The sequence below is a fragment of the Burkholderia multivorans ATCC BAA-247 genome, assembly GCF_000959525.1.
Taxonomy (GTDB): Bacteria; Pseudomonadota; Gammaproteobacteria; order Burkholderiales; family Burkholderiaceae; genus Burkholderia; species Burkholderia multivorans.
In genome coordinates this window covers 112,854-134,325 of record NZ_CP009831.1, presented here as the reverse complement: position 1 = coordinate 134,325, position 21,472 = coordinate 112,854, and the positions used below count along the sequence as shown (strand labels likewise).

Here is a 21,472-nt window from a genome sequence, read left to right as displayed (position 1 = left end):
AAAAAAACCGACGAGGGCGCTGTCGAACAGCGGGCAGGGTAAACATGGAAAGTTCGACTAAGTCCCACCTAAGTTCGGATAACAAACCCCAATCGATCCGACTTCCCGCACGCGACCGAACGCTCGTCGCATAGAGCCGCGTGCAGGCGTGTCGCTCCCGTCTTGCGCACCGAAAATCGGCGGTCTAGACTGCGCCGCACGTCATCGAAGTCCCTGTTTCGCGCACCGCGCCGGCATCCGGCGCGGCGTATCCACCGGACGTCGCGCGCCTGCGCGCCGCGTCGAGACCCAAAGGATCTGCCATGCACCGGATTGCCAAGCTTCTCGCCACCGCACTCGCCTGCGCGCCGCTCGTGTCGTTCGCGCAGGACACGTCGACGATCCGCTGGGGCATCGACCCGACGTATCCGCCGTTCGAGGCGAAACAGCCGGACGGCTCGCTGACCGGCTTCGACATCGACCTGCGCGACGCGATCTGCGCGCAGCTGCATGCGAAATGCGTATGGGTCGAGCAGAACTTCGACGGGATGATTCCGGCGCTGCGCGCGCGCAAGTTCGACGTGATCATGTCGGCGATGACGGCAACCGACGAACGGCTGAAGCAGATCGACTTCTCGAACAAGCTCTACGCGTCGCCGGCCGCGCTCGTCGCGCCGGCCGGCTCGAAGCTGCAGTCGACGGCTGCGTCGCTCGCGGGCAAGCGCGTCGGGATCATCCAGGGCACGACGCAGGACATGTACGCGAAGGCCGAATGGGCGCCGAAGGGCGTGACGATCGTCACGTACCAGAACCAGGACCAGGTGTATCAGGATCTCGTGAACGGTCGCCTCGACGCGACGTTCCAGGACAAGACGCAGGCCGGCTATTCGTTTCTGAAGACCGAGCGCGGCAAGCACTTCGCGTTCGCCGGCGACGACATCACCGACTCGCGGATCACGGGCTTCGGCGTCGCGATGGGGCTGCGCAAGGGCGATGCGGCGCTCAAGTCGCGGCTGAACGACGCGATCGCGGCGATTCGCGCGAACGGCACCTACCAGAAGATCGCCGCGAAATACTTCGACTTCGACATCTACGGCGCAAAGCAGTAAGCGGCGCGCATTCAACCGACTGCAGGCAGATCATGACGACGAGCATCTCCGAGCGTGTCGCGCAAGCCGTGACGCCCGACCTGATCGAAGCGTTCCGCACCGATGGCGCGGTATGCATCCGCGGCATCTTTTCGCCGGACGAAGTGGCCGCGCTGCGCGCCGGCATCGACGAGAACCTCGCGCATCCGAGCGCACGCGCGAAGGTCGCGAGCCGCCCCGACGATCCGGGTTGGTTCTTCGAGGATTTCTGCAACTGGCAGCACAACGACGCGTATCGGCAGTTCATCGTGCGTTCGCCGGCGCCGTCCGTCGCGGCCGCGCTGATGGGCACCGCGACCGTGCGGCTGCATCACGACCATCTGCTCGTGAAGGAGCCCGGCACGCGACAGCGCACGCCGTGGCATCAGGATCAGCCGTACTACAACATCGAAGGCGACGACAACGTCAGCATGTGGATTCCCGTCGATCCGGTGCCGCTCGAGTCGACCCTCGAATTCGTCGCGGGCTCGCATCGCGGGCCGTGGCTGATGCCGCGCACGTTCATGGACAAGGAAGCGAAGTGGTTTCCGGAAGGCAGTCTCGCGGACTTGCCGGACATCGAAGCCGATCGCGCCGCGTTTCCGATCCGCCGCTGGGCGCTCGAGCCCGGTGACATGGTCTGCTTCCGGATGCTGACGCTGCATGCGTCGGGCGGCACGCGCAACCGGCGGCGCGCGTTCTCGATCCGCTTCGTCGGCGACGACATCCGTCACGCGCCGCGTCGCTGGAAGACCTCGCCGGACTTCCCCGGTCTCGCCGACGAACTGCCGGACGGCGCGCCGCTCGCGCATCCGCTGTTTCCGATCGTGTGGTCGCGCGAGGCGGGACAGGCGAGCGCGATCTGAACGCGAACGCGCGCGCGCACGCGATGCGTGCGGCACCCACGCGGCCGCGTGCGCTCAGGTCTGGCGGCGCCCCGCGCCGGGCTTGAAGCGCGAACCGAGCCGATAGCGGTTGCCCGGATGCAGGAAGTGCACGAACGTGACGGGCACGCCCTTCGTCCACGTACGGCGCGTGAGCGTCAGGCACGGTTCGTCCGCGCGCATGTCGAGCAGCCGCGCCTGCTCGGCCGTCGGCAGCGACGCGTCGACGACGTGCTCGATCTCGAGCTCGTCGTGCGACACGTTGTTGTACAGATACTCGGACGGCGGTTCCTGGCTGAAGTCCTGATCGATGAATGCGGGCGCGGCGGCGGGGTTCACGTAGCGATCCTCGAGCTGGATCGGGCGGCCGTTTTCCTCGTGCACGCACACCACATGAAACACCGGCGTATTGACCGGCAGCCCGAACGCCGCGGCGACGTCGAACGACGCCGGCTCGCGCGACTGGCTCAGCACGCGGCATCGGTACGCGTGCCCGCGCGCGCGGATCTCGTCGCGGATATGCGCGATCATCAGCAGGTTCGACTGCGGCTTCGATTCGGCGACGAACGTGCCGACGCCCGCGATCCGCTTCAGCACGCCTTCCTCGGTCAGTTCGCGCAGCGCGCGGTTGACCGTCATGCGCGCGACGCCGAACTGCGCGGCGAGATCGAGTTCGGACGGAATGCGGTCGCCCGGCCGCCATTCGCCCGCTTCGGTTTTCTGGCGAACGAGCGTCTTGATCTGCTGGAACGGCGCGGTGGTCTTCATGACCATCGGGGAACTCTCGGGCAAAGGCGATCGACGGATTCTAGCGGATCAGGCGGCCGGCAGTTCGCGCACGTCGGCCGTCGGCGTCGCGCCGAACGCGTCGCTCAGCGCGTACCGGATCAGCTGCCGCGCGGCCGCCTCGGGCGTCGACAGCGCGCCGCTCGCCTTCAACTGCTCGAACTTGTCGCGCATCGGAAAGCGGTCGTCGCCGGTCGCGCGGATCGTCGCCTGCATGCCGGTGTCGACGACGCCCGGCGCGACGCTGCCAATCCGCAGCGCGCGATTCGCGTCGAGCGCGACCGCGCGCGCATGGTGATCGAGCGCGGCCTTGGTCGCGCAATAGACGCTCCAGCCCGCGTAGGCATTGCGTGCGGCGCCGCTCGACACGTGCACGATCCGGCTCTCCGTCGGCGCCGAGACGGCTTGCGCGAGCGCGGCCGACAGCATCAGCGGCGCCGCGACGTTGAGGTTGACCGCGCGTGCGACCGTGTTCGCGTCCTGCACGTCGAGCGGGCCGATCGGATCGACGATCCCCGCGTTGTTGAACAGCAGCACGAGCGATGCGCCATCGACGAAGCGTCGCAGCGTATCGCCGGCGAGCCACGCGGCGACGGCGGCCGCGTCCGACAGGTCGAGCTCGATCTCGGCGAACTGCGCGTGCGACGCGGCCGCGAGCGACGGATGTCGGCTGCGCGACACGCCGAGCACGGCGATGCCCTGATCGAGCAATTGCGTGGCGAGCGCGGCGCCGAGCCCGCGCGTGTGACCGGTGACGATGGCGCGCACGTTCGGTGCGCTGGCGGATGGAGTCATGTCGGTGAACGATGAAGAACGTGGAGCGCGCACGCGCGGCGGCGTCGCGCGAAAACGAAACGGTACGGGGCGCGCGCCGGGCGGCTGCGTCGCATCGCGTCGTGGAAATCCGGATGAACGGCTATCGTAGCGCCGCACCGCGCGACGCGCAAACGCGGCACGCGTGCCTGCGCGGGCGCGCTTCGCCGCGAGCTATCATATGCGTCACCCGTCCGCCTGCCGGACGCGCATCGAACCGATTCCTCTCTGCTGCTGCCGCGACGCCACTCATGAACACCACGCCGGATACGCCCACGCCACGCGCCCTTCGCGAACTCACGCCCCTCGAGGCCCGCATTCTCGGCGTGCTCGTCGAGAAGCAGCACACGGTGCCGGATACCTATCCGCTGTCGCTGAATGCGCTGACCGCGGGCTGCAACCAGAAGACCGCGCGCGCGCCGGTGATGAACGTGACCGACGACGAAGTGACGACGGCGCTCGACGCGCTCAAGCATCTGAGCCTCGTGTTCGAGGGCAGCAGCAGCCGCGTGCCGCGTTTCGAACACAACCTGAACCGCGTGCTCGGCATTCCGAGCCAGGCGATCGCGCTGCTGACGGTGCTGATGCTGCGCGGCCCGCAGACGGCGGCCGAACTGCGGCTGAACAGCGCGCGGCTGCACGGCTTCGCCGACATCTCGTCGGTCGAGGCGTTTCTCGACGAACTCGCGACGCGCGAGCCGCCGCTCGTTGTGCGGCTGCCGCGCGCGCCCGGCGCACGCGAGAACCGCTGGATGCATCTGCTGTGCGGCGACGTCAACGTCGGCGAATTCGCGGGCGCGGACGGCGGCGGCGCGCAGGCCGTGGCGCCGTCCGAGTTCGAGGCGCTGAAGGCGGAGCAGAAGCGTCTCGCGGACGAAGTCGCGCGGCTGAACGCGCTGGTGCGCCGCATGGCGTCCGAACTCGGGATCGACGCCGACGCGCCGGGCGACGCGAACTGACGCCCGATGCGGGTGCCATAATCGAGCCTGCCGATCCATCCAGACGCCCGCGGAGAATCCCCATGCAGAAGCTCGACAATCCCACGCACGATCGCGAGGTCGGCGTCGCCGACGCGACGCTCGATACGACGCGCATCGACGACGTCCGTATCGGCGCCGTGCGTCCGCTGATTTCGCCGGCGCTGCTGCTCGACGAACTGCCGGTGCCGGCGGCCACGCAGACGCTCGTCGAAGATACGCGCAAGGCGATCGGCGACATCCTGCACGGCCGCGACGATCGGCTGCTGCTCGTCGTCGGCCCGTGCTCGATCCACGATCACGACCAGGCGCTCGACTACGCCCGCCGCCTGAAGGCCGCTGCCGATGCGCTGAAGGACGATCTGCTGATCACGATGCGCGTGTACTTCGAGAAGCCGCGCACGACGGTCGGCTGGAAGGGCTACATCAACGATCCGCGTCTCGACGGCAGCTTCCGCATCAACGAAGGGCTGCGGGCCGCGCGGCAACTGCTGCTCGACATCAACGCGCTCGGGTTGCCCGCCTCGACCGAATTCCTCGATCTGCTGAGCCCGCAGTACATCGCGGACCTGATCGCGTGGGGTGCGATCGGCGCACGCACGACCGAGAGCCAGAGCCATCGTCAGCTCGCGTCGGGGCTCAGCTGCCCGATCGGCTTCAAGAACGGCACCGACGGCGGCGTGCAGGTCGCGTCGGACGCGATCGTCGCCGCGCGCGCGAGCCATGCGTTCATGGGGATGACGAAGATGGGCATGGCCGCGATCTTCGAGACGCGCGGCAACGACGACGCTCATGTGATTTTGCGCGGCGGCAAGAACGGCCCGAACTACGACGCGGCGCACGTCGACGCGAGCTGCGCCGTGCTCCGCGCGGCGGGCCTGCGCGAGCAGGTGATGGTCGACTGCTCGCATGCGAACTCGAACAAGTCGCACGAGCGGCAGATCGAGGTCGCGCAGGATCTCGCGCGCCAGCTGTCGCAGGGCGAGCACCGCATCGTCGGCGTGATGATCGAGAGCCATCTCGAAGCCGGCCGACAGGATCTGAAGCCCGGCGTGCCGTTGAAGTACGGCGTGTCGATCACCGATGCATGCCTGAGCTGGGCGCAGACCGAACCCGTGCTCGACGTGCTCGCCGAAGCCGTGCGTCATCGCCGCGTGTTCGCACGCAACGCGTGACGATGCGCGCGCACTGCGACATCGTGCTCGCTGCAGCGCTTTCGCGCAGACGCTAACATGGGCCGTGCGACGTATCGACGGCCCGCGATCCCGGCCCCTTCGATACCTGCACGCGGCGGCGCGGCCGTGCCGCCGATCCCTCGGCGAAGCCCGGTGTCGCGGCGGCGGTCCGTATCGCGGATGGCCGGCGCGGTCCGGGTTTTGCTGCCAGAAGCGTTCCTCATTCAACGGAGCAAACAAGCATGGCGTTCTACAAGACCCTCGTCGCAGTGGCCGTCCTCGCATCGAGCGTGAGCGCGCACGCGCAGATCGCCGGCGCGCAGCCGCTCAGCGTGACCGTCGAGCAATCGCAGGCGCTGCTGGAAGGCTGGAGCGTGAAGAAGAGCGTGCTCGGCAAAGCCGTCTACAACGATCAGAACCAGAAGGTCGGTACCGTGCGCGACCTGATCGTCGCACCCGACGGCTCCGTGTCGGCGGCGATCGTCTCGGCCGGCGGCTTCCTCGGTGTCGCCGCGCACGACGTCGCGGTGCCGATCGCGTCGCTCGACGTGCGCAGCGGCAACATCTATCTGCCGGGCGCGACGAAGGACGCGCTGAAGGCGACGCCGGCATTCCAGTACGCGAAGGTGCCGTCGCCGCCGAAGCCGAAGAAGGTCGACGACAAGCACTGATCCTCGCGCGTCCGCGTGCGCCCGTGGCGTGATGCGCCGCGTGTCGCCGCCGGGCGCCGCGCGTGCGGCGCGGGTCTGCACGCGCGTCGCGCGACGTCGCGGCGGTTGCCGTGCATCGAGCCCGCCGTCGTCCGTCACTCTCTGTCCTCTCATCCATGCCGCTTGCGGCGACGCAAGCGGCGCGATCGACTGCGCGACGTCGTCGCGCGCACCGCGCCCGCCGAGCGGCATGCGCGCGCATGCCCGCGGCATCTTCACCGATTCGATTCAGGCCGCAGACAACTTCATCGGCTCCGCGAGCCATGCGATTGGCGTCGCACCGGCCGCGCCGGTGCCGCCATTTCCCCTCAGGAAAACCCTGATCGCGCATCGTCGTGCGCGTTTTTCCTGCCGCTGCGGGCCATCGGACCGGCGCCGTCGGGCGCGTCGTCGCCGCGCCAGCCGACTTGTCGCGAACCTCGCTCCGACGCGGCTCCCCGGTCGTCCGACCAATCTTGTGAGGTATGGAAAACACGGTCATTCCGATGCGGAGCCGAATATCGAATACCCGGCAGGTATGGATAGGGGTGTCCAAAAGTATTGGACGCTGCATTTGGGCGAGACGTATAAATCGGTCCAAGCACCCCACATACACGACGTATCCCATGATCACCATCGAACGCATCGAAACCCGGCTCGTCGATCTGCCGACGATCCGTCCGCACAAGCTGTCGGTCGCGACCATGCACGGCCAGACGCTGATGCTGGTGAAGGTATTCTGCAGCGACGGCGTGACGGGCATCGGCGAAGGCACGACGATCGCGGGGATGGCCTACGGCCCGGAAAGCCCCGAAGCGATGAAGCTCGCGATCGACACGTACTTCGCGCCGGCGATGATCGGCCGCGACGCGACGCGCATCCAGGCGCTGATGGCGCATGTCGGCAAGCTCGTGAAGGTCAACCATTTCGCAAAAAGCGCGCTCGAAACGGCGCTGCTCGACGCGCACGGCAAGCGTCTCGGCGTGCCGGTGAGCGAGCTGCTCGGCGGACGCCGCCGCGAGCGCCTGCCGGTCGCGTGGACGCTGGCATCGGGCGACACCGCGCGCGACATCGACGAGGCCGAGCACATGCTCGACGTGCGCCGGCACAACGTGTTCAAGCTGAAGATCGGCGCGAAGGCGCTCGATGCCGACATCCGCCACGTCGCCGCGATCAAGAAGGCGCTCGGCGATCGCGCGGCGGTGCGCGTCGACGTGAACATGGCGTGGAGCGAGACGCAGGCCGCACGCGCGCTGCCCGCGCTCGCGGACGCCGGCTGCGAACTGGTCGAGCAGCCCGTCGCATCGGCCGCCGCGCTCGCACGGCTGATGCGCCGCTTCCCCGTCGCGCTGATGGCCGACGAAATCCTGCAGGGCCCGGACAGCGCGTTCGACATCGCGAAGCAGCACGGCGCGGACGTCTTCGCGATCAAGATCGAACAGAGCGGCGGGCTGTTCGCCGCGCAGCGCGTGGCGACGATCGCCGATGCGGCCGGCATCGAGCTCTACGGCGGCACGATGCTCGAAGGCGCGGTGAGCACGGTCGCGTCCGCGCATCTGTTCGCGAGCTTCGCGAACCTGCAGTGGGGCACCGAGCTGTTCGGGCCGCTGCTGATCACCGAAGAAATTCTCGCGACGCCGCTCGACTACAGCGAGTTCGAGCTGACCGTGCCGAGCGGCCCGGGCCTCGGCATCGAACTCGACGACGAGAAGGTCGCGCGCTTTACGCGCGACGGGCTGACGAAGGTCGTCCGCTAACTGAATTCCCCACACACGTATCAGGATCATCACGATGCTTTTCCACGTACGCATGGACGTCAATCTGCCGGCCGACATGCCGGCCGGCGTGGCCGACGAGATCAAGGCGCGCGAGAAGGCGTATTCGCAGACGCTGCAGCGCAGCGGCAAGTGGCGCCATATCTGGCGCGTGGTCGGCGAATACGCGAACTACAGCATTTTCGACGTCGCGGACAACGCCGAGCTGCACGACATCCTGACGCAGCTGCCGCTGTTTCCGTACATGAAGATTTCGGTGACGCCGTTGTGTCGCCACCCGTCGTCGGTTCGCGAAGACGACCTCTGAGCCGGCCGCGCGATGCCGCGCGAGCGCCGGTCGATTTTTCCTAAAACACACGTGGAGACACCATCATGAGCGTCAAGGTATTCGATACGAAGGAAGTGCAGGATCTGCTGAAGGCCGCCGCGAACCTGAACGGCGACGCCGGCAATGCGCGCTTTCGCCAGATCGTGCATCGTCTGCTGAGCGACCTGTTCAAGGCGATCGACGATCTCGACATCACGCCCGACGAAGTCTGGGCCGGCGTCAACTATCTGAACAAGCTCGGCCAGGATGGTGAAGCGGCGCTGCTCGCGGCCGGCATCGGGCTCGAGAAGTATCTGGACATCCGGATGGACGCGGCCGACCGCGCGGCCGGCCTCGACGGCGGCACGCCGCGCACGATCGAAGGGCCGCTGTACGTGGCAGGCGCGCCCGTGCGCGATGGCGTCGCGAAGATCGATCTCGACGACGATGCCGACGCGGGCCCGCTCGTGATCCGCGGCACCGTGACGGGCGCCGACGGCAAGCCGCTCGCCGGTGCGCTCGTCGAATGCTGGCACGCGAACTCGAAGGGCTTCTACTCGCACTTCGATCCGACCGGCGCGCAGACCGCGTTCAACCTGCGCGGCGCGGTGCGCACCGATGCCGACGGCAAGTACGAATTCCGCACGCTGATGCCGGTCGGCTACGGCTGCCCGCCGCAAGGCGCGACGCAGCAGCTGCTGAACGGCCTCGGCCGCCACGGCAACCGCCCGGCGCATGTGCACTTCTTCGTGTCCGGCGACGGCCATCGCAAGCTGACGACGCAGTTCAACATCGAAGGCGACCCGCTGATCTGGGACGACTTCGCGTACGCGACGCGCGAGGAACTGATTCCGCACGTGGTCGACAAGACCGGCGGCGCCGCGCTCGGCATGAAGAGCGATGCGTACAAGGAAATCGAGTTCGACATCGTGCTGACGCCGCTGCTCGACGGCCGCGACAACCAGGTCGTCCATCGTCCGCGCGCGTCCGCCGACGCGTAACGCCCCGGCGCCGCGGCGGCGCTGCGCCGCGCGGCTCCCGCGCCCCCTCTTTCGACACCGATGCACGCCGGCGCGTGCATGGGAGGAACCGCCATGTCCGCCAATTTCGACCAAGCGAACGCACTCGACCAACTGCTGTCGTCCGCCGTACAGGACGACAAGGCCGCCGGCCTGTACCGCTGCCGCCGCGACATCTTCACGAACGACGCGCTGTTCGAGCTCGAGATGAAGCACATCTTCGAGCGCAACTGGGTGTATCTCGCGCACGAAAGCCAGATCCCCGACAACAACGACTACTACACGACATGGATCGGCCGCCAGCCGATCGTGATCACGCGCGACAAGAACGGCGAGCTGCATGCCGTGATCAACGCGTGCGCGCACAAGGGCGCGATGCTGTGCCGCCGCAAGCACGGCAACAAGGGCAGCTTTACGTGCCCGTTCCACGGCTGGACGTTCTCGAACAGCGGCAAGCTGCTGAAGGTGAAGGACGAGAAGACGACCGAGTATCCGGTGCAGTTCAACACGAACGGCTCGCACGACCTGAAGAAGGTCGCGCGCTTCGAGAACTATCGCGGCTTCCTGTTCGGCAGCCTCAATGCCGACGTGCTGCCGCTCGAAGACTATCTCGGCGAAGCGCGCGTGATCATCGACCAGATCGTCGACCAGGCGCCCAACGGCCTCGAAGTGCTGCGCGGCAATTCGTCCTACATCTACGAGGGCAACTGGAAGATGCAGATGGAGAACGGCTGCGACGGCTATCACGTCAGCACCGTTCACTGGAACTACGCGGCGACGATGGGCCGGCGCAAGGAAGACGGCACGAAGGCGGTCGACGCGAACAGCTGGAGCCGCTCGGTCGCCGGCGTGTACGGGTTCGACCACGGCCACATCCTGCTGTGGACGAAGACGATGAACCCGGAAGTGCGTCCCGTCTACCGGCACCGCGACGAGATTCGTGCGCGCGTCGGCGAGGTGCGCGCCGATTTCATCGTGAACCAGACGCGCAACCTGTGCGTGTATCCGAACGTGTTCCTGATGGACCAGTTCAGCACGCAGATTCGCGTCGTGCGGCCGCTCGCCGTCGACAAGACCGAAGTGACGATCTTCTGCTTCGCGCCGAAGGGCGAAAGCGCGGAAGACCGCGCGCTGCGCATCCGCCAGTACGAGGACTTCTTCAACGTATCGGGCATGGGCACCGCGGACGATCTCGAGGAGTTTCGCGCATGCCAGGCCGGCTATGCGGGCATCACGTCGCTGTGGAACGACCTGTCGCGCGGCGCGCCGCTCTGGATCGAAGGGCCGGACGAGAACGCGACGAAGATGGGGCTGAAGCCGCTGATCTCGGGCGAGCGCAGCGAAGACGAAGGGCTGTTCGTGTGCCAGCACGAATACTGGGTGCGCGTGATGCGTGACGCGCTGAAGCAGGAACGCGAGGAGGCGCTGTCATGAGCTTCGATTACCACACCATCTGCGCGACGCTGTACCGCGAGGCGCGCCTGCTCGACGATCGTCAGTGGGACGAGTGGCTGACCTGCTACACCGACGACGTCACGTACTGGATGCCCGCGTGGGACGACGACGATCGCCTGACGGACGATCACGAAAGCCAGATCTCGCTGATGTACTACCCCGATCGCGGCGGCCTCGAGGATCGCGTGTTCCGCATCAAGACCGAGCGCAGCGGCGCATCGACGCCGGAGCCGCGTACGAGCCACAGCGTGACGAACGTCGAGGTGCTGGCCGAACGCGGCGACGAAGTGGACGTGCGCTACAACTTCCACACGCTCAATCATCGCTACCGCGTCACCGATCATTTCTTCGGCACGATGTTCGTCACGCTGCGCAAGGTCGGCGACGCGCTGCTGATCTCGTACAAGAAGATCGTGCTGAAGAACGACTACATCCGCCAGGTGCTCGACGTCTATCACGTCTGACGCCTGATATCGAAAACGGAATGGAGGAGCGTTCCATGTCCAGCTACAAGATTGCACTGAACTTCGAGGATGGCGTCACGCGCTTCATCGAATGCAAGGCCGGCGAGAAGGTGCTCGATGCGGCATTTCGCGCGCGCATCAACCTGCCGATGGATTGTTCGGACGGCGTGTGCGGCACCTGCAAGTGCCGCGCCGAAAGCGGCCGCTACGACCTCGGCGACGACTACATCGACGACGCGCTGACCGAGGACGAGAAGGACGAAGGCCTCGTGCTCACGTGCCAGATGGTGCCGCAGAGCGACTGCGTGATCGCGGTGCCGACGTCGTCGACGGCGTGCAAGACCGGCAACAGCCGGTTCGCGGCGACCGTCGCGAAGATCGAGCCGCACAACGACGCGGCGATCGTGCTCGAACTCGACATCGACGCGGCCGCCGACGCACCGGTGTTCCTGCCGGGCCAGTACGTGAACATCGACGTGCCGGGCAGCGGCCAGCATCGGTCCTATTCGTTCTCCTCGGCGCCCGGCGAGACGAAGGTCAGCTTCCTGATCAAGAAGATTCCGGGCGGCGTGATGAGCACCTGGCTGGAGACGGCGCGGCCGGGCGACAAGCTCGACCTGCACGGGCCGCTCGGCAGCTTCTATCTGCGCGACGTGCAGCGGCCGCTGCTGTTCCTGGCAGGCGGCACGGGGCTCGCGCCGTTCCTGTCGATGCTCGAAGTGCTGGCGCGCGCCGGGTCGCAGCAGAAGATCCATCTCGTCTACGGCGTGACGCGCGATCTCGATCTCGTGCAGGTCGACGCGATCGACGCCTACGTCGCGAGGCTGCCGAACTTCAGCTACGCGACGGTGGTCGCCGACGACGCGTCGAGCCACCCGCGCAAGGGCTGGGTCACCCAACACATTCCGGCCGATGCGCTGAACGACGGCGACGTCGACGTCTATCTGTGCGGCCCGCCGCCGATGGTCGACGCGGTGCGCAAGCATTTCGACGACACGGGCGTGAAGCCGAACAGCTTCCACTACGAGAAGTTCACGCCGAACGTGACGGCAAAGGCGGCATGACCATGCAACGATTCGCTGGCAAGACCCTCGTCGTTACCGGCGCCGCGCAGGGAATCGGTCGCGGCGTCGCGCTGCGCGCCGCGGCCGAAGGCGGTCAAGTGCTGTTCGTCGATCGCGCCGAGTTCGTCGCCGACGTGGCGGCCGAAGCGGGCACCGACCGCGCGGCCGGCTTCGTCGCCGATCTCGAAACCTACGAAGGCGCGCGCGCGACGATGGCGTTCGCCGCCAGCCGGTTCGGCGCGATCGACGTGCTGATCAACGGCGTCGGCGGCGCGATCCGGATGCGTCCGTTCGCCGAATTCGAGCCCGCCCAGATCGACGCCGAGATTCGCCGTTCGCTGATGCCGACGCTCTACGCGTGCCACGCGGTGCTGCCGTATCTGCTCGAACGCGGGCGCGGCACGATCGTCAACGTGTCGTCGAACGCGACGCGCGGCATTCGCCGCGTGCCGTACTCGGCCGCGAAGGGCGGCGTCAATGCGCTGACGCAGGCGCTCGCGATGGAATACGGCGAGCACAACATCCGCGTCGTCGCGACGGCGCCGGGCGGCACGACCGCGCCGCCGCGCCGCGTGCCGCGCAATGCGGCCGGCGACAGCGAGCAGGAGCAGGCGTGGATGAGCGAGGCGGTGAAGCAGGTCACCGAATCGACGTTCTTCAAGCGCTACGGCACGCTCGACGAGCAGATCGCGCCTATCCTGTTCCTCGCCTCGGACGAGGCGAGCTACATCACCGGCACCGTGCTGCCCGTCGCGGGCGGCGACAACGGCTGACGCGCACGCGTCATGCACGTACGCGCGCCGTCGATCGGCGGCGCACATTCCATCATCGCAGCCGGCACATACGCCGGACGAGGAGACATCGATGCAGCAGCGCAAGGCCATCGTGCCCGCAGGAATGGAGGCCGTCTACGAACAGATCGGCTATGCACCGGCGATTCAGGTCGGCGACACGATCTATGTGTCGGGGCAGATCGGGCGCGACCGGTCGATGCAGCTGGTCGACGGCCGCGAGGCGCAGATCGTGCAGGCATTCGAGAATCTGCGCTACGTGCTGGAAGCGGCCGGCGCATCGCTCGCCGACGTCGTCGATCTGACCACGTTCCATACCGACATGCGCGATCTGCCGCTGTTCATGCAGGTGCGCAACCGCTACTTCACCGCCGATCCGCTGCCCGCGTGGACGGCGGTCGGCGCGCACATGCTCGGCGGCGCGCCGGGCTATATCGTCGAGATCAAGGCCGTGGCGGTGTTGTCGCGCTGAGTGCGGGGACGGCATTCGACCACGACGGACAAAAACGAACCGGGCCGTCGTCGCGCCCGGACTCAGGAGACTCCCCTCGATGACGGCTTCCGCCACCCGCTCGATCCCCGCGTGGATCGACGATGCGCCGCTCGGCGCGTTCCAGATTCGCGTGCTCGCGCTGTGCGTGGTGATCGCGCTGCTCGACGGCTTCGACACGCAGGCGATCGCGTTTACCGGCCCCGCGATTCTCGCGTCGTTCGCGTTGCCGTCCGGCGCGCTCGCGCCGATCCTTACCGCGGGGATCGTCGGCATGACGATCGGCGCGATGACGCTCGGCCTCGTCGGCGATCGCATCGGGCGCCGGCCCGCGATCATGATCGGGCTCGCGCTGTTCGGCGCGGCGACGCTCGCGACCGCGTGGGCGAGCAGTCCGTCGCAGATTCTCGTCCTGCGGTTCATTGCCGGGCTCGGGATGGGCGGCTGTACGCCGGTGCTGCTCGCGCTCGCGGCCGAATACTGCCCCGCGCGGCTGCGCGGCGCCGTGATGACCGGCGTGCTGCTCGGGCTGCCCGCAGGCGCGATGCTCGGCGGGCTGCTGGCCGCGCGGATGCTGCCGGCGATCGGCTGGCAGGGCATTTTCGCGGTGGGCGGCGGCGTGCCGCTCGCGATGCTCGGCGCAGTCGCGCTGCTGCTGCCGGAATCGCTCTGCTATCTGGCATCGCGCGACGATGCGCGTGCACAGCAGCGCGTGCGGGCGACGCTGTCGAAAATCGCGACGCAGCCGCTGCCGGCCGACGTACGCTTCACGGTGCCCGACGAAGCGAGCGCGAAGGCGAGCGTCGGCGCCTTGCTCCGCAACGGCTACGCGCGCCGGACGCTCGGCATCTGGGCCATCTATCTGCTGAACTGGATCGCATGGTTCATGCTGCTGTCGTGGCTGCCGACCGTGCTGAAGGCGGCCGGCCTGACCGCGCAGCAGGCGCCGGTCGGCACCGTGATCGTGAACGCGGTGTTCATCGTCTGCGCGATTCCGCTGTCGATCGTGCTGCCGCGCGTGAACGTGCGCAACCTGCTGTGCGCGATGTTCGCGTTCGGTATCGCGGTCGCGCTCGCGCTCGGCCAGGCCGGCACGAACTGGACGCTCGTGTTCGTGCTCGTCGGCGCGGCCGGCTTCGGGATCGGCGGCCAGCAGATCGCGCTCAACTATCTGATCGTCGGTGCGTATCCGACTGCGCTGCGCGCGACGGCGACAGGCTGGGCGATCGGAATGGGGCGTGCAGGCGCGATTGCGGGCTCGGCGATCGGCGGCACGTTTCTCGCGTGGGGCGCTGCGCCCGGCTTCTTCACCGCGCTGGCGGTGCCGCTCGCGGGTGCCGCGCTCGCCGCGTTCGGGCTGCGTCTCGGCCGCACGCCGGGCGCCGATCTCGCACCGGCGAACCGCTGACGACGCGAACGGGCGTCCGCCCGTTCAGTCCGGCGCCGGCCCGCGCCGCGCCGTCGGTTCGTGCTCCGACGGCGTCATGTATTCCATGCCCTGCTCGTCGTACAGATCGTAGATCAGCTGCAGCATGCGCTCGATGTCCTCGGACTGGTCGAGCATCCGCATGCTCATGATGATCGGCGACACGAGCTTCGCGTCGTCGAGATCCTTGTAGGCGATGTCGTCGCGTTTCAGCCCGTACACGCTCTTCGGCACGATCGACACGCCTTCGCCGGCCGCGACGAGCCCGAGCGCGATCTGCAGCTCGCGCGTCTCGATCACGCGCGCCGGTTTCAGCGAACGGTCGTGGAACGCGGCAAGCACCTGATCGGCATAGCTCGGCCGCGGCGCCTTCGGGAAGATGATCAGCGTTTCCTTCAGCAGATCGTGCAGCGACAGCACCGGCTTCGCGTCGCACAGCGGATGGCCGAGCGGCAGCGCCGCGATCAGCCGCTCCTCGCGCAGCACGACGCGCCGAATGCTCGGATCCTCGAGGCGGATGCGGCCGAATCCGACGTCGATCCGGCCTTCCTTCAGCGCCTTGATCTGATCCATCGTCGACATTTCGTGCAGGCTCAGCTCGACTTCCGCGTATTGCTGGCGATAGCGGCGGATGATCTTCGGCAGCATCCCGTACAGCGTCGAGCCGACGAAGCCGACCGACAGGCTGCGCTCGATCTTGCCGACGCGGCGCGTCATCGATTCGAGTTCGGCGGTTTGCGCGAGCAGCTGCGCCGCATGCTGATAGAAGAAGCGCCCCGTCTCCGTGAGCTTGAGCGGGCGCGAATTGCGTTCGAACAGCTGCACGTCGAGCAGCTGTTCGAGCTGCTGGATCTGCCGGCTCAACGGCGGCTGCGCGATATGCAGGCGTTGCGCGGCGCGCGTGAAGCTGCGCTCCTCGGCGACCGCAACGAAATACCGCAGATGGCGTAGCTCCATGTTTCCTGCCGTCGAAGAGTGGGGCGTTGCGCAAGCCGGCGCGAACGCGCGCCGCGCGCCGGCCGACGTCGTATTTTACGGGCCTCTGCGCCGGACGCGACATGAAGGCCGCATCTACGCGCTACGTATTTCTACGTAGAGGCGGTACGTAGTTGTCCGCTTGTAAGCCATGCGCGCCGCCGGAATACTACGACCCACTGCCCCGGCCGCCCAGGACCGGGGCGCGACGCTTTGACGTCACGTGGGCGCGGTGTGCCGCCGCGCTCAATCGAGAACCAAATAGGAGACTAGGAGACGCCATGAATCGGGCATCCAGCACCCTGATCTGGATCGCGGTCGCGCTGCTAGGCGCGTTCGCATTCGGAACGATCGCACTCGCACACGGCGAGCGCGTCAGCGCGTTGTGGATCGTGATCGCCGCAGTCTGCGTGTATCTGATCGCATATCGCTTCTACAGCCGCTTCATCGCCAGCAAGGTCATGCAGCTCGACGGCCTGCGGATGACGCCGGCCGTCAAATACAACGACGGCCTCGACTACGTGCCGACCAACAAGTACGTGCTGTTCGGCCATCACTTCGCCGCGATCGCCGGCGCCGGGCCGCTCGTCGGGCCCGTGCTCGCCGCGCAGATGGGCTATACGCCCGGCATGCTGTGGATCCTGGCCGGCGTCGTGTTCGCCGGTGCGGTGCAGGACTTCATCGTGCTGTTCATCTCGACGCGCCGCGACGGCCGCTCGCTCGGCGATCTCGTCAAGATGGAACTCGGCACGGTGCCCGGCGTGATCGCGCTGTTCGGCGCGTTCCTGATCATGGTGATCATCCTCGCCGTGCTCGCGCTGATCGTCGTGAAGGCGCTGACCAATTCGCCGTGGGGCACGTTCACCGTCGCCGCGACGATTCCGATCGCGCTGTTCATGGGCGTCTATACGCGCTTCATCCGGCCGGGCCGCATCGGCGAAGTGTCGATCATCGGCTTCGTGCTGCTGATGGCGTCGATCGCGTACGGCCAGCACGTGCACGACTCGCCGACGCTCGCCGCCTGGTTCACGTTCAGCGGCACGCAACTCACCTGGATCCTGATCGGCTACGGCTTCATCGCATCGGTGCTGCCGGTGTGGCTGCTGCTCGCGCCGCGCGACTATCTGTCGACGTTCCTGAAGGTCGGCACGATCGTCGGTCTCGCGATCGGCATCCTGATCGTCGCGCCGGAACTGAAGATGCCCGCGCTGACGAAGTTCGTCGACGGCACGGGCCCGGTCTGGTCGGGCAACCTGTTCCCGTTCCTGTTCATCACGATCGCGTGCGGCGCGGTGTCGGGCTTCCACGCGCTGATCTCGTCGGGTACGACGCCGAAGCTGATCGACAACGAAACCAACGCGCGCTTCATCGGCTACGGCGCGATGCTGATGGAATCGTTCGTCGCGATCATGGCGCTCGTCGCCGCGTGCGTGATCGAGCCGGGCATCTACTTCGCGATGAACGCACCGGCCGCCGTGCTCGGCTCGACGCCGGAAGCCGTCGCGAACACCGTCACGCAATGGGGCTTCGTGCTGACGCCCGACATGCTGACGCAGACCGCGAAGGCGGTCGGCGAAACGACGATCATCGCGCGCGCAGGCGGCGCGCCGACGCTGGCGGTCGGGATGGCGCACATCCTGCACCAGGTGATCGGCGGCGAAGCGATGATGGCGTTCTGGTATCACTTCGCGATCCTGTTCGAGGCGCTGTTCATCCTGACGGCGGTCGATGCCGGCACGCGTGCGGGCCGCTTCATGCTGCAGGATCTGCTCGGCACGTTCCATCCGGCGCTCAAGCGCACCGAGTCGCTGCCGGCGAACCTGATCGCGACCGGCCTGTGCGTGGCGGCGTGGGGCTACTTCCTGTATCAGGGCGTGGTCGATCCGCTCGGCGGCATCAACACGCTGTGGCCGCTGTTCGGCATCTCGAACCAGATGCTCGCCGCGATCGCGCTGGTGCTCGGCACCGTCGTGCTGTTCAAGATGAAGCGCGAGCGCTATGCGTGGGTCACGATCGTGCCGACGGCCTGGCTGCTGATCTGCACGCTGACGGCCGGCTGGCAGAAGATCTTCGACGCGAATCCGAAGGTCAGCTTCCTCGCGCACGCGGCGAAGCTGCAGGCGGCAGTCGACGAAGGCAAGGTGCTCGCGCCGGCGAAGTCGATCGCGCAGATGAAGCGGATCATCTTCAACGACTATGTCGATGCCGCGCTCGCGGGGCTGTTCATTCTCGTCGTCGTCAGCATCGCGGTGTACGGGCTGATCGCCGTGCTGCGCGCACGCCGCGAGGCGAAGCCGACCGTGCGCGAGACGCCGTACGAAGCGATGCCGGCCGCGCAGGCGCTCGGCAGCGGACGCTGACGCGGAGGCCGCGATGTTCAGCGATCTCGGCAGCGACCTGCGCAGCGCCGGACGTTATCTCGGGCAGGCGCTGCGGCTGATGGTCGGGCTGCCCGACTACGACACCTATGTCGCGCACATGCGCAGCACGCATCCGGACCGCGAGCCGATGACGTACGAGGAATTCTTCCGCGAGCGTCAGAACGCGCGGTACGGATCGGGCGCGGGGAAGTGCTGCTGAACTGAACCGCCGGACGATCCGGCAATGCCTGCCGAAGCGCCGTGACGCAAGTCACGGCGCTTTTTCATTGCGCGCGCGGCGCATCGCCGTTGTGCGGCGCCCGGTATCATGGAGCCCGTTCGTATCGAGGAATCGTGCAGGAGGATGGGTCGTGCATGTCGGTGAGCGTTTCAACAGCATTACGCACCTCGTCGGCGCGCTATTGTCGGTCGCGGGGCTGGCGACGCTCGTGACGATGGGCGCACTCGACGGCGACGCTTACAAGGTCGTCAGCTTCAGCGTGTACGGCGCGATGCTCTGCGTGCTCTATGCGATCTCGACGCTCTATCACAGCGTGCGCGATCCGCGCCTGAAGGCGATCCTGCAGAAATGCGACCACGCGGCGATCTATCTGCTGATTGCGGGCAGCTATACGCCGTTTACGCTCGTCACGCTGCGCGGCCCGTGGGGCTGGTCGCTGTTCGGCGTGAGCTGGGGGCTCGCGGTGTTCGGCATCGTGCAGGAACTGACGCTCGGCCGGCGTACGCGCGTGCTGTCGATGGTGCTGTACGTGCTGATGGGCTGGCTCGCGCTCGTCGCGGTCCGTCCGCTGATTCATGCGCTGCCGCCGGTCGGCACCGCATGGCTCGTCGCCGGCGGCGTGATCTACAGCGTCGGCATCTACTTCTTCATCAACGACGAACGGATTCGTCACGGCCACGGGATCTGGCATCTGTTCGTGCTGGCAGGCAGCCTGTGCCAGTTCGTCAGTGTCGCGCTGTATGTCGCGTGAGCGCGGCGCGTGACGCTGCGCGGCGGCGCGACTTTCATCCGCGATCGCGCGCCGCTGCCGCCGCCGTCAACGCCTGGAAGCCGACCCATCCCCAGTACACGCGGTGATGCGCGATCAGTCCGTCGCGAAGCTCCATCACTTCGACGAGATCGACCTGATCGCTGTCCGGCGTCGCGCGCGGATATTCCCACGTGAGCTGCCTGCCGTTCGAGAAGAACACGCCGGTGCGGTACCAGCGTCCGAGCCGATTGCGCGGATCGCGCAGGCCCGCCGCGAAGAACGCGCCGATCGCGGCCTTGCCGTGCAGTACGCCTGAACCATGCGCGGGCAGCGTGACGACGATCAGCGGGGTTTCGAGCACCGCGTCGTCGGCATACAGCGCCATCAGTGCATCGAGGTCGCGAGCAACGACGGCGGCGTGCCAGTCGTCGTGAATGCGCCGTGCGCGGGCGTCGGCATCGGCATCGGCAATGGAAGAGGTCATCGCGGGCTCCACGGAAGATCGGTGACGAAGCCCACTGTATCGACGCTGCGTCGACGGACGTTTCAACGCAAACCGAAATGTCGAAGCCGACATGCCGTCGGCGGCGCGCGATGCGCGATCCCTATCGCGCCAGCGCGTCGAGATTCAGCGCATACGACTTCCCGATCCACACCGCAGAATCGCGATGGTCGCGCAGATCGTCGCCGGTGTTCGGGTGCAGGAAGATATCGAGCGCACCGTGGTTCAGCACGAGCCACGGCACGATGTCGTCGAACTGCGCGGCGCCGAACGCGATCTGGTAAGACCATGCCGGATGCGGCCCGACCGGGCGTTCGTGAAAGCGGCCGAGCTCGATGATCGCGCCGAAGCGTGCTTCGATGGTCTGACGAAACGTCCATGCCGCGTCGCGGCTGGCGGCATCGAAGTAGACGTGCGCGTGCCAGTTCCGGATGGCATTGACGTCGATGAAATCCATGGAAAGACCCGAAGAAAAGGAGAGCGTGCATGAAGCACCGGATGAAGCGGCGCGATACGGCATTATCGCGCGCCCGCGTCGGGCGTGGCGCGTCGTGGCGAGCGAGTGCTTGTCGGATATCGAAGAGGCGCGATGCAAGTGCAGGATTTTTCGCGCGGCCGTCACGTGCGGCGCATCGCCGGCAACGATCCGCGCGGCTTCCTTCCTGGCATCGGCAACATGTCGTTACGCAAATCGAAAAAAAGCCGTGCGCGGCGCGCGAAACCGCCGCGCAAACGCGATCAGGCAATTGAATGGAATAAAGAAATTCCATTCCGGCGCGATTCTCGAATGCGGCCGGTTTCAGGCCGTAGACCCGACCCGAAAATATCAATTGCGGATTCGGCTATTCAAGCGGGGCGGTGCGCGGCATACGATGGCTTCGACGCATCGCGACGATCGATGCGGAAACAACTATCTTGAGGACACCACCATGCGATCCCTCGTATCCGTTGCCGTTCTGTCCGGCGCACTCGTTGCGCTACCCGCCGTCGCTTTCGCGCAGTCCGCCGGTGCCGACCGGTCGCCGAACGCCCCGCGTCTGACCTGGTCCGCGGCACGCGCGGAAACCGACGTGCAGTTGATGCAGATGACGCGCGCCGGCTATCGCGCGACGACGGCCGGCAACCAGAACTATCCGCTCGCGATGCAGCGCGCGCTCGAACGCGTGCGCAAGCCGATGCCGGACCGCTCCGCCGAAGAGAAGGCCGCGACGCAGGCGCGCGCGGCGCGCGACGCGCAGGCGGGCCATCCGGTCAGGGCGTTCTTCGTGAAGACCGCGTATTACCTGAAGGGCGAGAACACGTTCTGATGCAGGAGGCGAGCATGGGATGCATGAACCGATCTCCGGACGTCGTACGTGCATCGGCACTGCGTCGGCTGCCGGCCGTGCGCCCGGCGTCGCAAAGGCTGGATTCGCACGGCGC

Annotated in this window: 23 protein-coding genes; 18 read left to right on the top strand and 5 right to left on the bottom strand. The window is 67.1% G+C overall.

Annotated features, from left to right (window positions below):
• Positions 1-302: 302 nt before the first annotated feature.
• Complete coding sequence (locus tag NP80_RS02975) at positions 303-1,088, top strand: ABC transporter substrate-binding protein (protein ID WP_006412146.1); 786 nt, start codon at positions 303-305, stop codon at positions 1,086-1,088.
• Positions 1,089-1,120: 32 nt separating this feature from the next.
• Complete coding sequence (locus NP80_RS02970) at positions 1,121-1,972, top strand: phytanoyl-CoA dioxygenase family protein (protein ID WP_006412147.1); 852 nt, start codon at positions 1,121-1,123, stop codon at positions 1,970-1,972.
• 54 nt (positions 1,973-2,026) lie between these two features.
• Here NP80_RS02970 and hutC read toward each other — a convergent pair whose 3' ends face one another.
• Positions 2,027-2,764: a histidine utilization transcriptional repressor HutC gene (gene hutC, locus NP80_RS02965; RefSeq protein ID WP_006407842.1), complete on the bottom strand. Its 738-nt coding sequence runs from the start codon at positions 2,762-2,764 to the stop codon at positions 2,027-2,029.
• Positions 2,765-2,806: 42 nt separating this feature from the next.
• Positions 2,807-3,571: an SDR family oxidoreductase gene (locus tag NP80_RS02960; protein WP_035948577.1), complete on the bottom strand. Its 765-nt coding sequence runs from the start codon at positions 3,569-3,571 to the stop codon at positions 2,807-2,809.
• A 269-nt stretch (positions 3,572-3,840) separates the two neighbouring features.
• Here NP80_RS02960 and NP80_RS02955 point away from each other — a divergent pair, with 269 nt between their 5' ends.
• From NP80_RS02955 to NP80_RS02900, 12 genes are all read left to right on the top strand, one after another.
• Positions 3,841-4,548, top strand: a complete 708-nt coding sequence (locus tag NP80_RS02955) for a YceH family protein (RefSeq protein ID WP_006412148.1) — start codon at positions 3,841-3,843, stop codon at positions 4,546-4,548.
• 62 nt (positions 4,549-4,610) lie between these two features.
• Positions 4,611-5,741, top strand: a complete 1,131-nt coding sequence (locus tag NP80_RS02950; RefSeq protein WP_006407846.1) for a 3-deoxy-7-phosphoheptulonate synthase — start codon at positions 4,611-4,613, stop codon at positions 5,739-5,741.
• A gap of 242 nt (positions 5,742-5,983) precedes the next feature.
• A complete protein-coding gene (locus NP80_RS02945; RefSeq protein WP_006397467.1) occupies positions 5,984-6,412 on the top strand; it encodes a PRC-barrel domain-containing protein in 429 nt (142 codons plus the stop codon).
• Positions 6,413-7,056: 644 nt separating this feature from the next.
• Positions 7,057-8,187, top strand: coding sequence for a muconate/chloromuconate family cycloisomerase (locus NP80_RS02940; protein ID WP_006407849.1), 1,131 nt, complete (start codon positions 7,057-7,059; stop codon positions 8,185-8,187).
• A 34-nt stretch (positions 8,188-8,221) separates the two neighbouring features.
• On the top strand, positions 8,222-8,512 hold the full coding sequence (gene catC, locus NP80_RS02935) for a muconolactone Delta-isomerase (RefSeq protein ID WP_006412155.1): 291 nt from the start codon (positions 8,222-8,224) through the stop codon (positions 8,510-8,512).
• 65 nt (positions 8,513-8,577) lie between these two features.
• Positions 8,578-9,513, top strand: coding sequence for a catechol 1,2-dioxygenase (gene catA, locus NP80_RS02930; RefSeq protein ID WP_006412149.1), 936 nt, complete (start codon positions 8,578-8,580; stop codon positions 9,511-9,513).
• A gap of 93 nt (positions 9,514-9,606) precedes the next feature.
• Positions 9,607-10,965: a Rieske 2Fe-2S domain-containing protein gene (locus NP80_RS02925; protein ID WP_006412137.1), complete on the top strand. Its 1,359-nt coding sequence runs from the start codon at positions 9,607-9,609 to the stop codon at positions 10,963-10,965.
• Complete coding sequence (gene benB, locus NP80_RS02920; RefSeq protein WP_006397461.1) at positions 10,962-11,450, top strand: benzoate 1,2-dioxygenase small subunit; 489 nt, start codon at positions 10,962-10,964, stop codon at positions 11,448-11,450. The genes NP80_RS02925 and benB overlap by 4 nt, the downstream gene beginning before the upstream one ends.
• A gap of 35 nt (positions 11,451-11,485) precedes the next feature.
• Entirely contained in the window at positions 11,486-12,514 is a 1,029-nt protein-coding gene (benC, locus tag NP80_RS02915; protein ID WP_035948580.1) for a benzoate 1,2-dioxygenase electron transfer component BenC, read from the top strand.
• Complete coding sequence (benD, locus tag NP80_RS02910) at positions 12,511-13,287, top strand: benzoate diol dehydrogenase BenD (RefSeq protein ID WP_006412144.1); 777 nt, start codon at positions 12,511-12,513, stop codon at positions 13,285-13,287. Before benC ends, benD begins: the two co-directional genes overlap by 4 nt.
• A 91-nt stretch (positions 13,288-13,378) precedes the next feature.
• Positions 13,379-13,777, top strand: coding sequence for a RidA family protein (locus NP80_RS02905; RefSeq protein WP_006397454.1), 399 nt, complete (start codon positions 13,379-13,381; stop codon positions 13,775-13,777).
• Between the two features lie 79 nt (positions 13,778-13,856).
• Entirely contained in the window at positions 13,857-15,203 is a 1,347-nt protein-coding gene (locus NP80_RS02900; protein WP_006412145.1) for an MFS transporter, read from the top strand.
• A gap of 24 nt (positions 15,204-15,227) precedes the next feature.
• Here the strand turns inward: NP80_RS02900 and NP80_RS02895 are convergent, their stop codons facing one another.
• A complete protein-coding gene (locus tag NP80_RS02895; protein WP_006397451.1) occupies positions 15,228-16,178 on the bottom strand; it encodes a LysR family transcriptional regulator in 951 nt (316 codons plus the stop codon).
• Between the two features lie 299 nt (positions 16,179-16,477).
• On the opposite strand from NP80_RS02895, the gene NP80_RS02890 reads away from it, so the two are divergent.
• The 3 genes from NP80_RS02890 to trhA all read left to right on the top strand — a co-directional run bounded on the left by NP80_RS02890 (position 16,478) and on the right by trhA (position 19,548).
• Entirely contained in the window at positions 16,478-18,556 is a 2,079-nt protein-coding gene (locus NP80_RS02890; RefSeq protein WP_006407859.1) for a carbon starvation CstA family protein, read from the top strand.
• A 13-nt stretch (positions 18,557-18,569) separates the two neighbouring features.
• Complete coding sequence (locus NP80_RS02885; RefSeq protein ID WP_006407860.1) at positions 18,570-18,776, top strand: YbdD/YjiX family protein; 207 nt, start codon at positions 18,570-18,572, stop codon at positions 18,774-18,776.
• Positions 18,777-18,927: 151 nt separating this feature from the next.
• Positions 18,928-19,548, top strand: coding sequence for a PAQR family membrane homeostasis protein TrhA (gene trhA, locus NP80_RS02880; RefSeq protein WP_006407862.1), 621 nt, complete (start codon positions 18,928-18,930; stop codon positions 19,546-19,548).
• Between the two features lie 34 nt (positions 19,549-19,582).
• Here the strand turns inward: trhA and NP80_RS02875 are convergent, their stop codons facing one another.
• Positions 19,583-20,020: a nuclear transport factor 2 family protein gene (locus tag NP80_RS02875; protein ID WP_088929815.1), complete on the bottom strand. Its 438-nt coding sequence runs from the start codon at positions 20,018-20,020 to the stop codon at positions 19,583-19,585.
• A 133-nt stretch (positions 20,021-20,153) separates the two neighbouring features.
• Entirely contained in the window at positions 20,154-20,507 is a 354-nt protein-coding gene (locus NP80_RS02870; protein ID WP_006407864.1) for a DOPA 4,5-dioxygenase family protein, read from the bottom strand.
• Between the two features lie 472 nt (positions 20,508-20,979).
• Between NP80_RS02870 and NP80_RS02865 the strand changes: the two genes are divergently transcribed.
• Positions 20,980-21,357: a hypothetical protein gene (locus NP80_RS02865; protein ID WP_035948589.1), complete on the top strand. Its 378-nt coding sequence runs from the start codon at positions 20,980-20,982 to the stop codon at positions 21,355-21,357.
• Positions 21,358-21,472 lie beyond the last annotated feature (115 nt).

Bases quoted from the DNA above. Each gene is read 5' to 3' on its own strand.
- NP80_RS02865 (WP_035948589.1), top strand. From the start codon at position 20,980: ATGCGATCCCTCGTATCCGTTGCCGTTCTGTCCGGCGCACTCGTTGCG.
- NP80_RS02960 (WP_035948577.1), bottom strand. From the start codon at position 3,571: ATGACTCCATCCGCCAGCGCACCGAACGTGCGCGCCATCGTCACCGGT.
- NP80_RS02890 (WP_006407859.1), top strand. From the start codon at position 16,478: ATGAATCGGGCATCCAGCACCCTGATCTGGATCGCGGTCGCGCTGCTA.
- hutC (WP_006407842.1), bottom strand. From the start codon at position 2,764: ATGGTCATGAAGACCACCGCGCCGTTCCAGCAGATCAAGACGCTCGTT.
- NP80_RS02955 (WP_006412148.1), top strand. From the start codon at position 3,841: ATGAACACCACGCCGGATACGCCCACGCCACGCGCCCTTCGCGAACTC.
- catC (WP_006412155.1), top strand. From the start codon at position 8,222: ATGCTTTTCCACGTACGCATGGACGTCAATCTGCCGGCCGACATGCCG.
- NP80_RS02885 (WP_006407860.1), top strand. From the start codon at position 18,570: ATGTTCAGCGATCTCGGCAGCGACCTGCGCAGCGCCGGACGTTATCTC.
- NP80_RS02870 (WP_006407864.1), bottom strand. From the start codon at position 20,507: ATGGATTTCATCGACGTCAATGCCATCCGGAACTGGCACGCGCACGTC.
- NP80_RS02970 (WP_006412147.1), top strand. From the start codon at position 1,121: ATGACGACGAGCATCTCCGAGCGTGTCGCGCAAGCCGTGACGCCCGAC.
- NP80_RS02975 (WP_006412146.1), top strand. From the start codon at position 303: ATGCACCGGATTGCCAAGCTTCTCGCCACCGCACTCGCCTGCGCGCCG.
- NP80_RS02895 (WP_006397451.1), bottom strand. From the start codon at position 16,178: ATGGAGCTACGCCATCTGCGGTATTTCGTTGCGGTCGCCGAGGAGCGC.
- benD (WP_006412144.1), top strand. From the start codon at position 12,511: ATGACCATGCAACGATTCGCTGGCAAGACCCTCGTCGTTACCGGCGCC.
- NP80_RS02940 (WP_006407849.1), top strand. From the start codon at position 7,057: ATGATCACCATCGAACGCATCGAAACCCGGCTCGTCGATCTGCCGACG.
- NP80_RS02950 (WP_006407846.1), top strand. From the start codon at position 4,611: ATGCAGAAGCTCGACAATCCCACGCACGATCGCGAGGTCGGCGTCGCC.
- NP80_RS02905 (WP_006397454.1), top strand. From the start codon at position 13,379: ATGCAGCAGCGCAAGGCCATCGTGCCCGCAGGAATGGAGGCCGTCTAC.
- NP80_RS02945 (WP_006397467.1), top strand. From the start codon at position 5,984: ATGGCGTTCTACAAGACCCTCGTCGCAGTGGCCGTCCTCGCATCGAGC.
- NP80_RS02925 (WP_006412137.1), top strand. From the start codon at position 9,607: ATGTCCGCCAATTTCGACCAAGCGAACGCACTCGACCAACTGCTGTCG.
- NP80_RS02900 (WP_006412145.1), top strand. From the start codon at position 13,857: ATGACGGCTTCCGCCACCCGCTCGATCCCCGCGTGGATCGACGATGCG.
- catA (WP_006412149.1), top strand. From the start codon at position 8,578: ATGAGCGTCAAGGTATTCGATACGAAGGAAGTGCAGGATCTGCTGAAG.
- benB (WP_006397461.1), top strand. From the start codon at position 10,962: ATGAGCTTCGATTACCACACCATCTGCGCGACGCTGTACCGCGAGGCG.
- benC (WP_035948580.1), top strand. From the start codon at position 11,486: ATGTCCAGCTACAAGATTGCACTGAACTTCGAGGATGGCGTCACGCGC.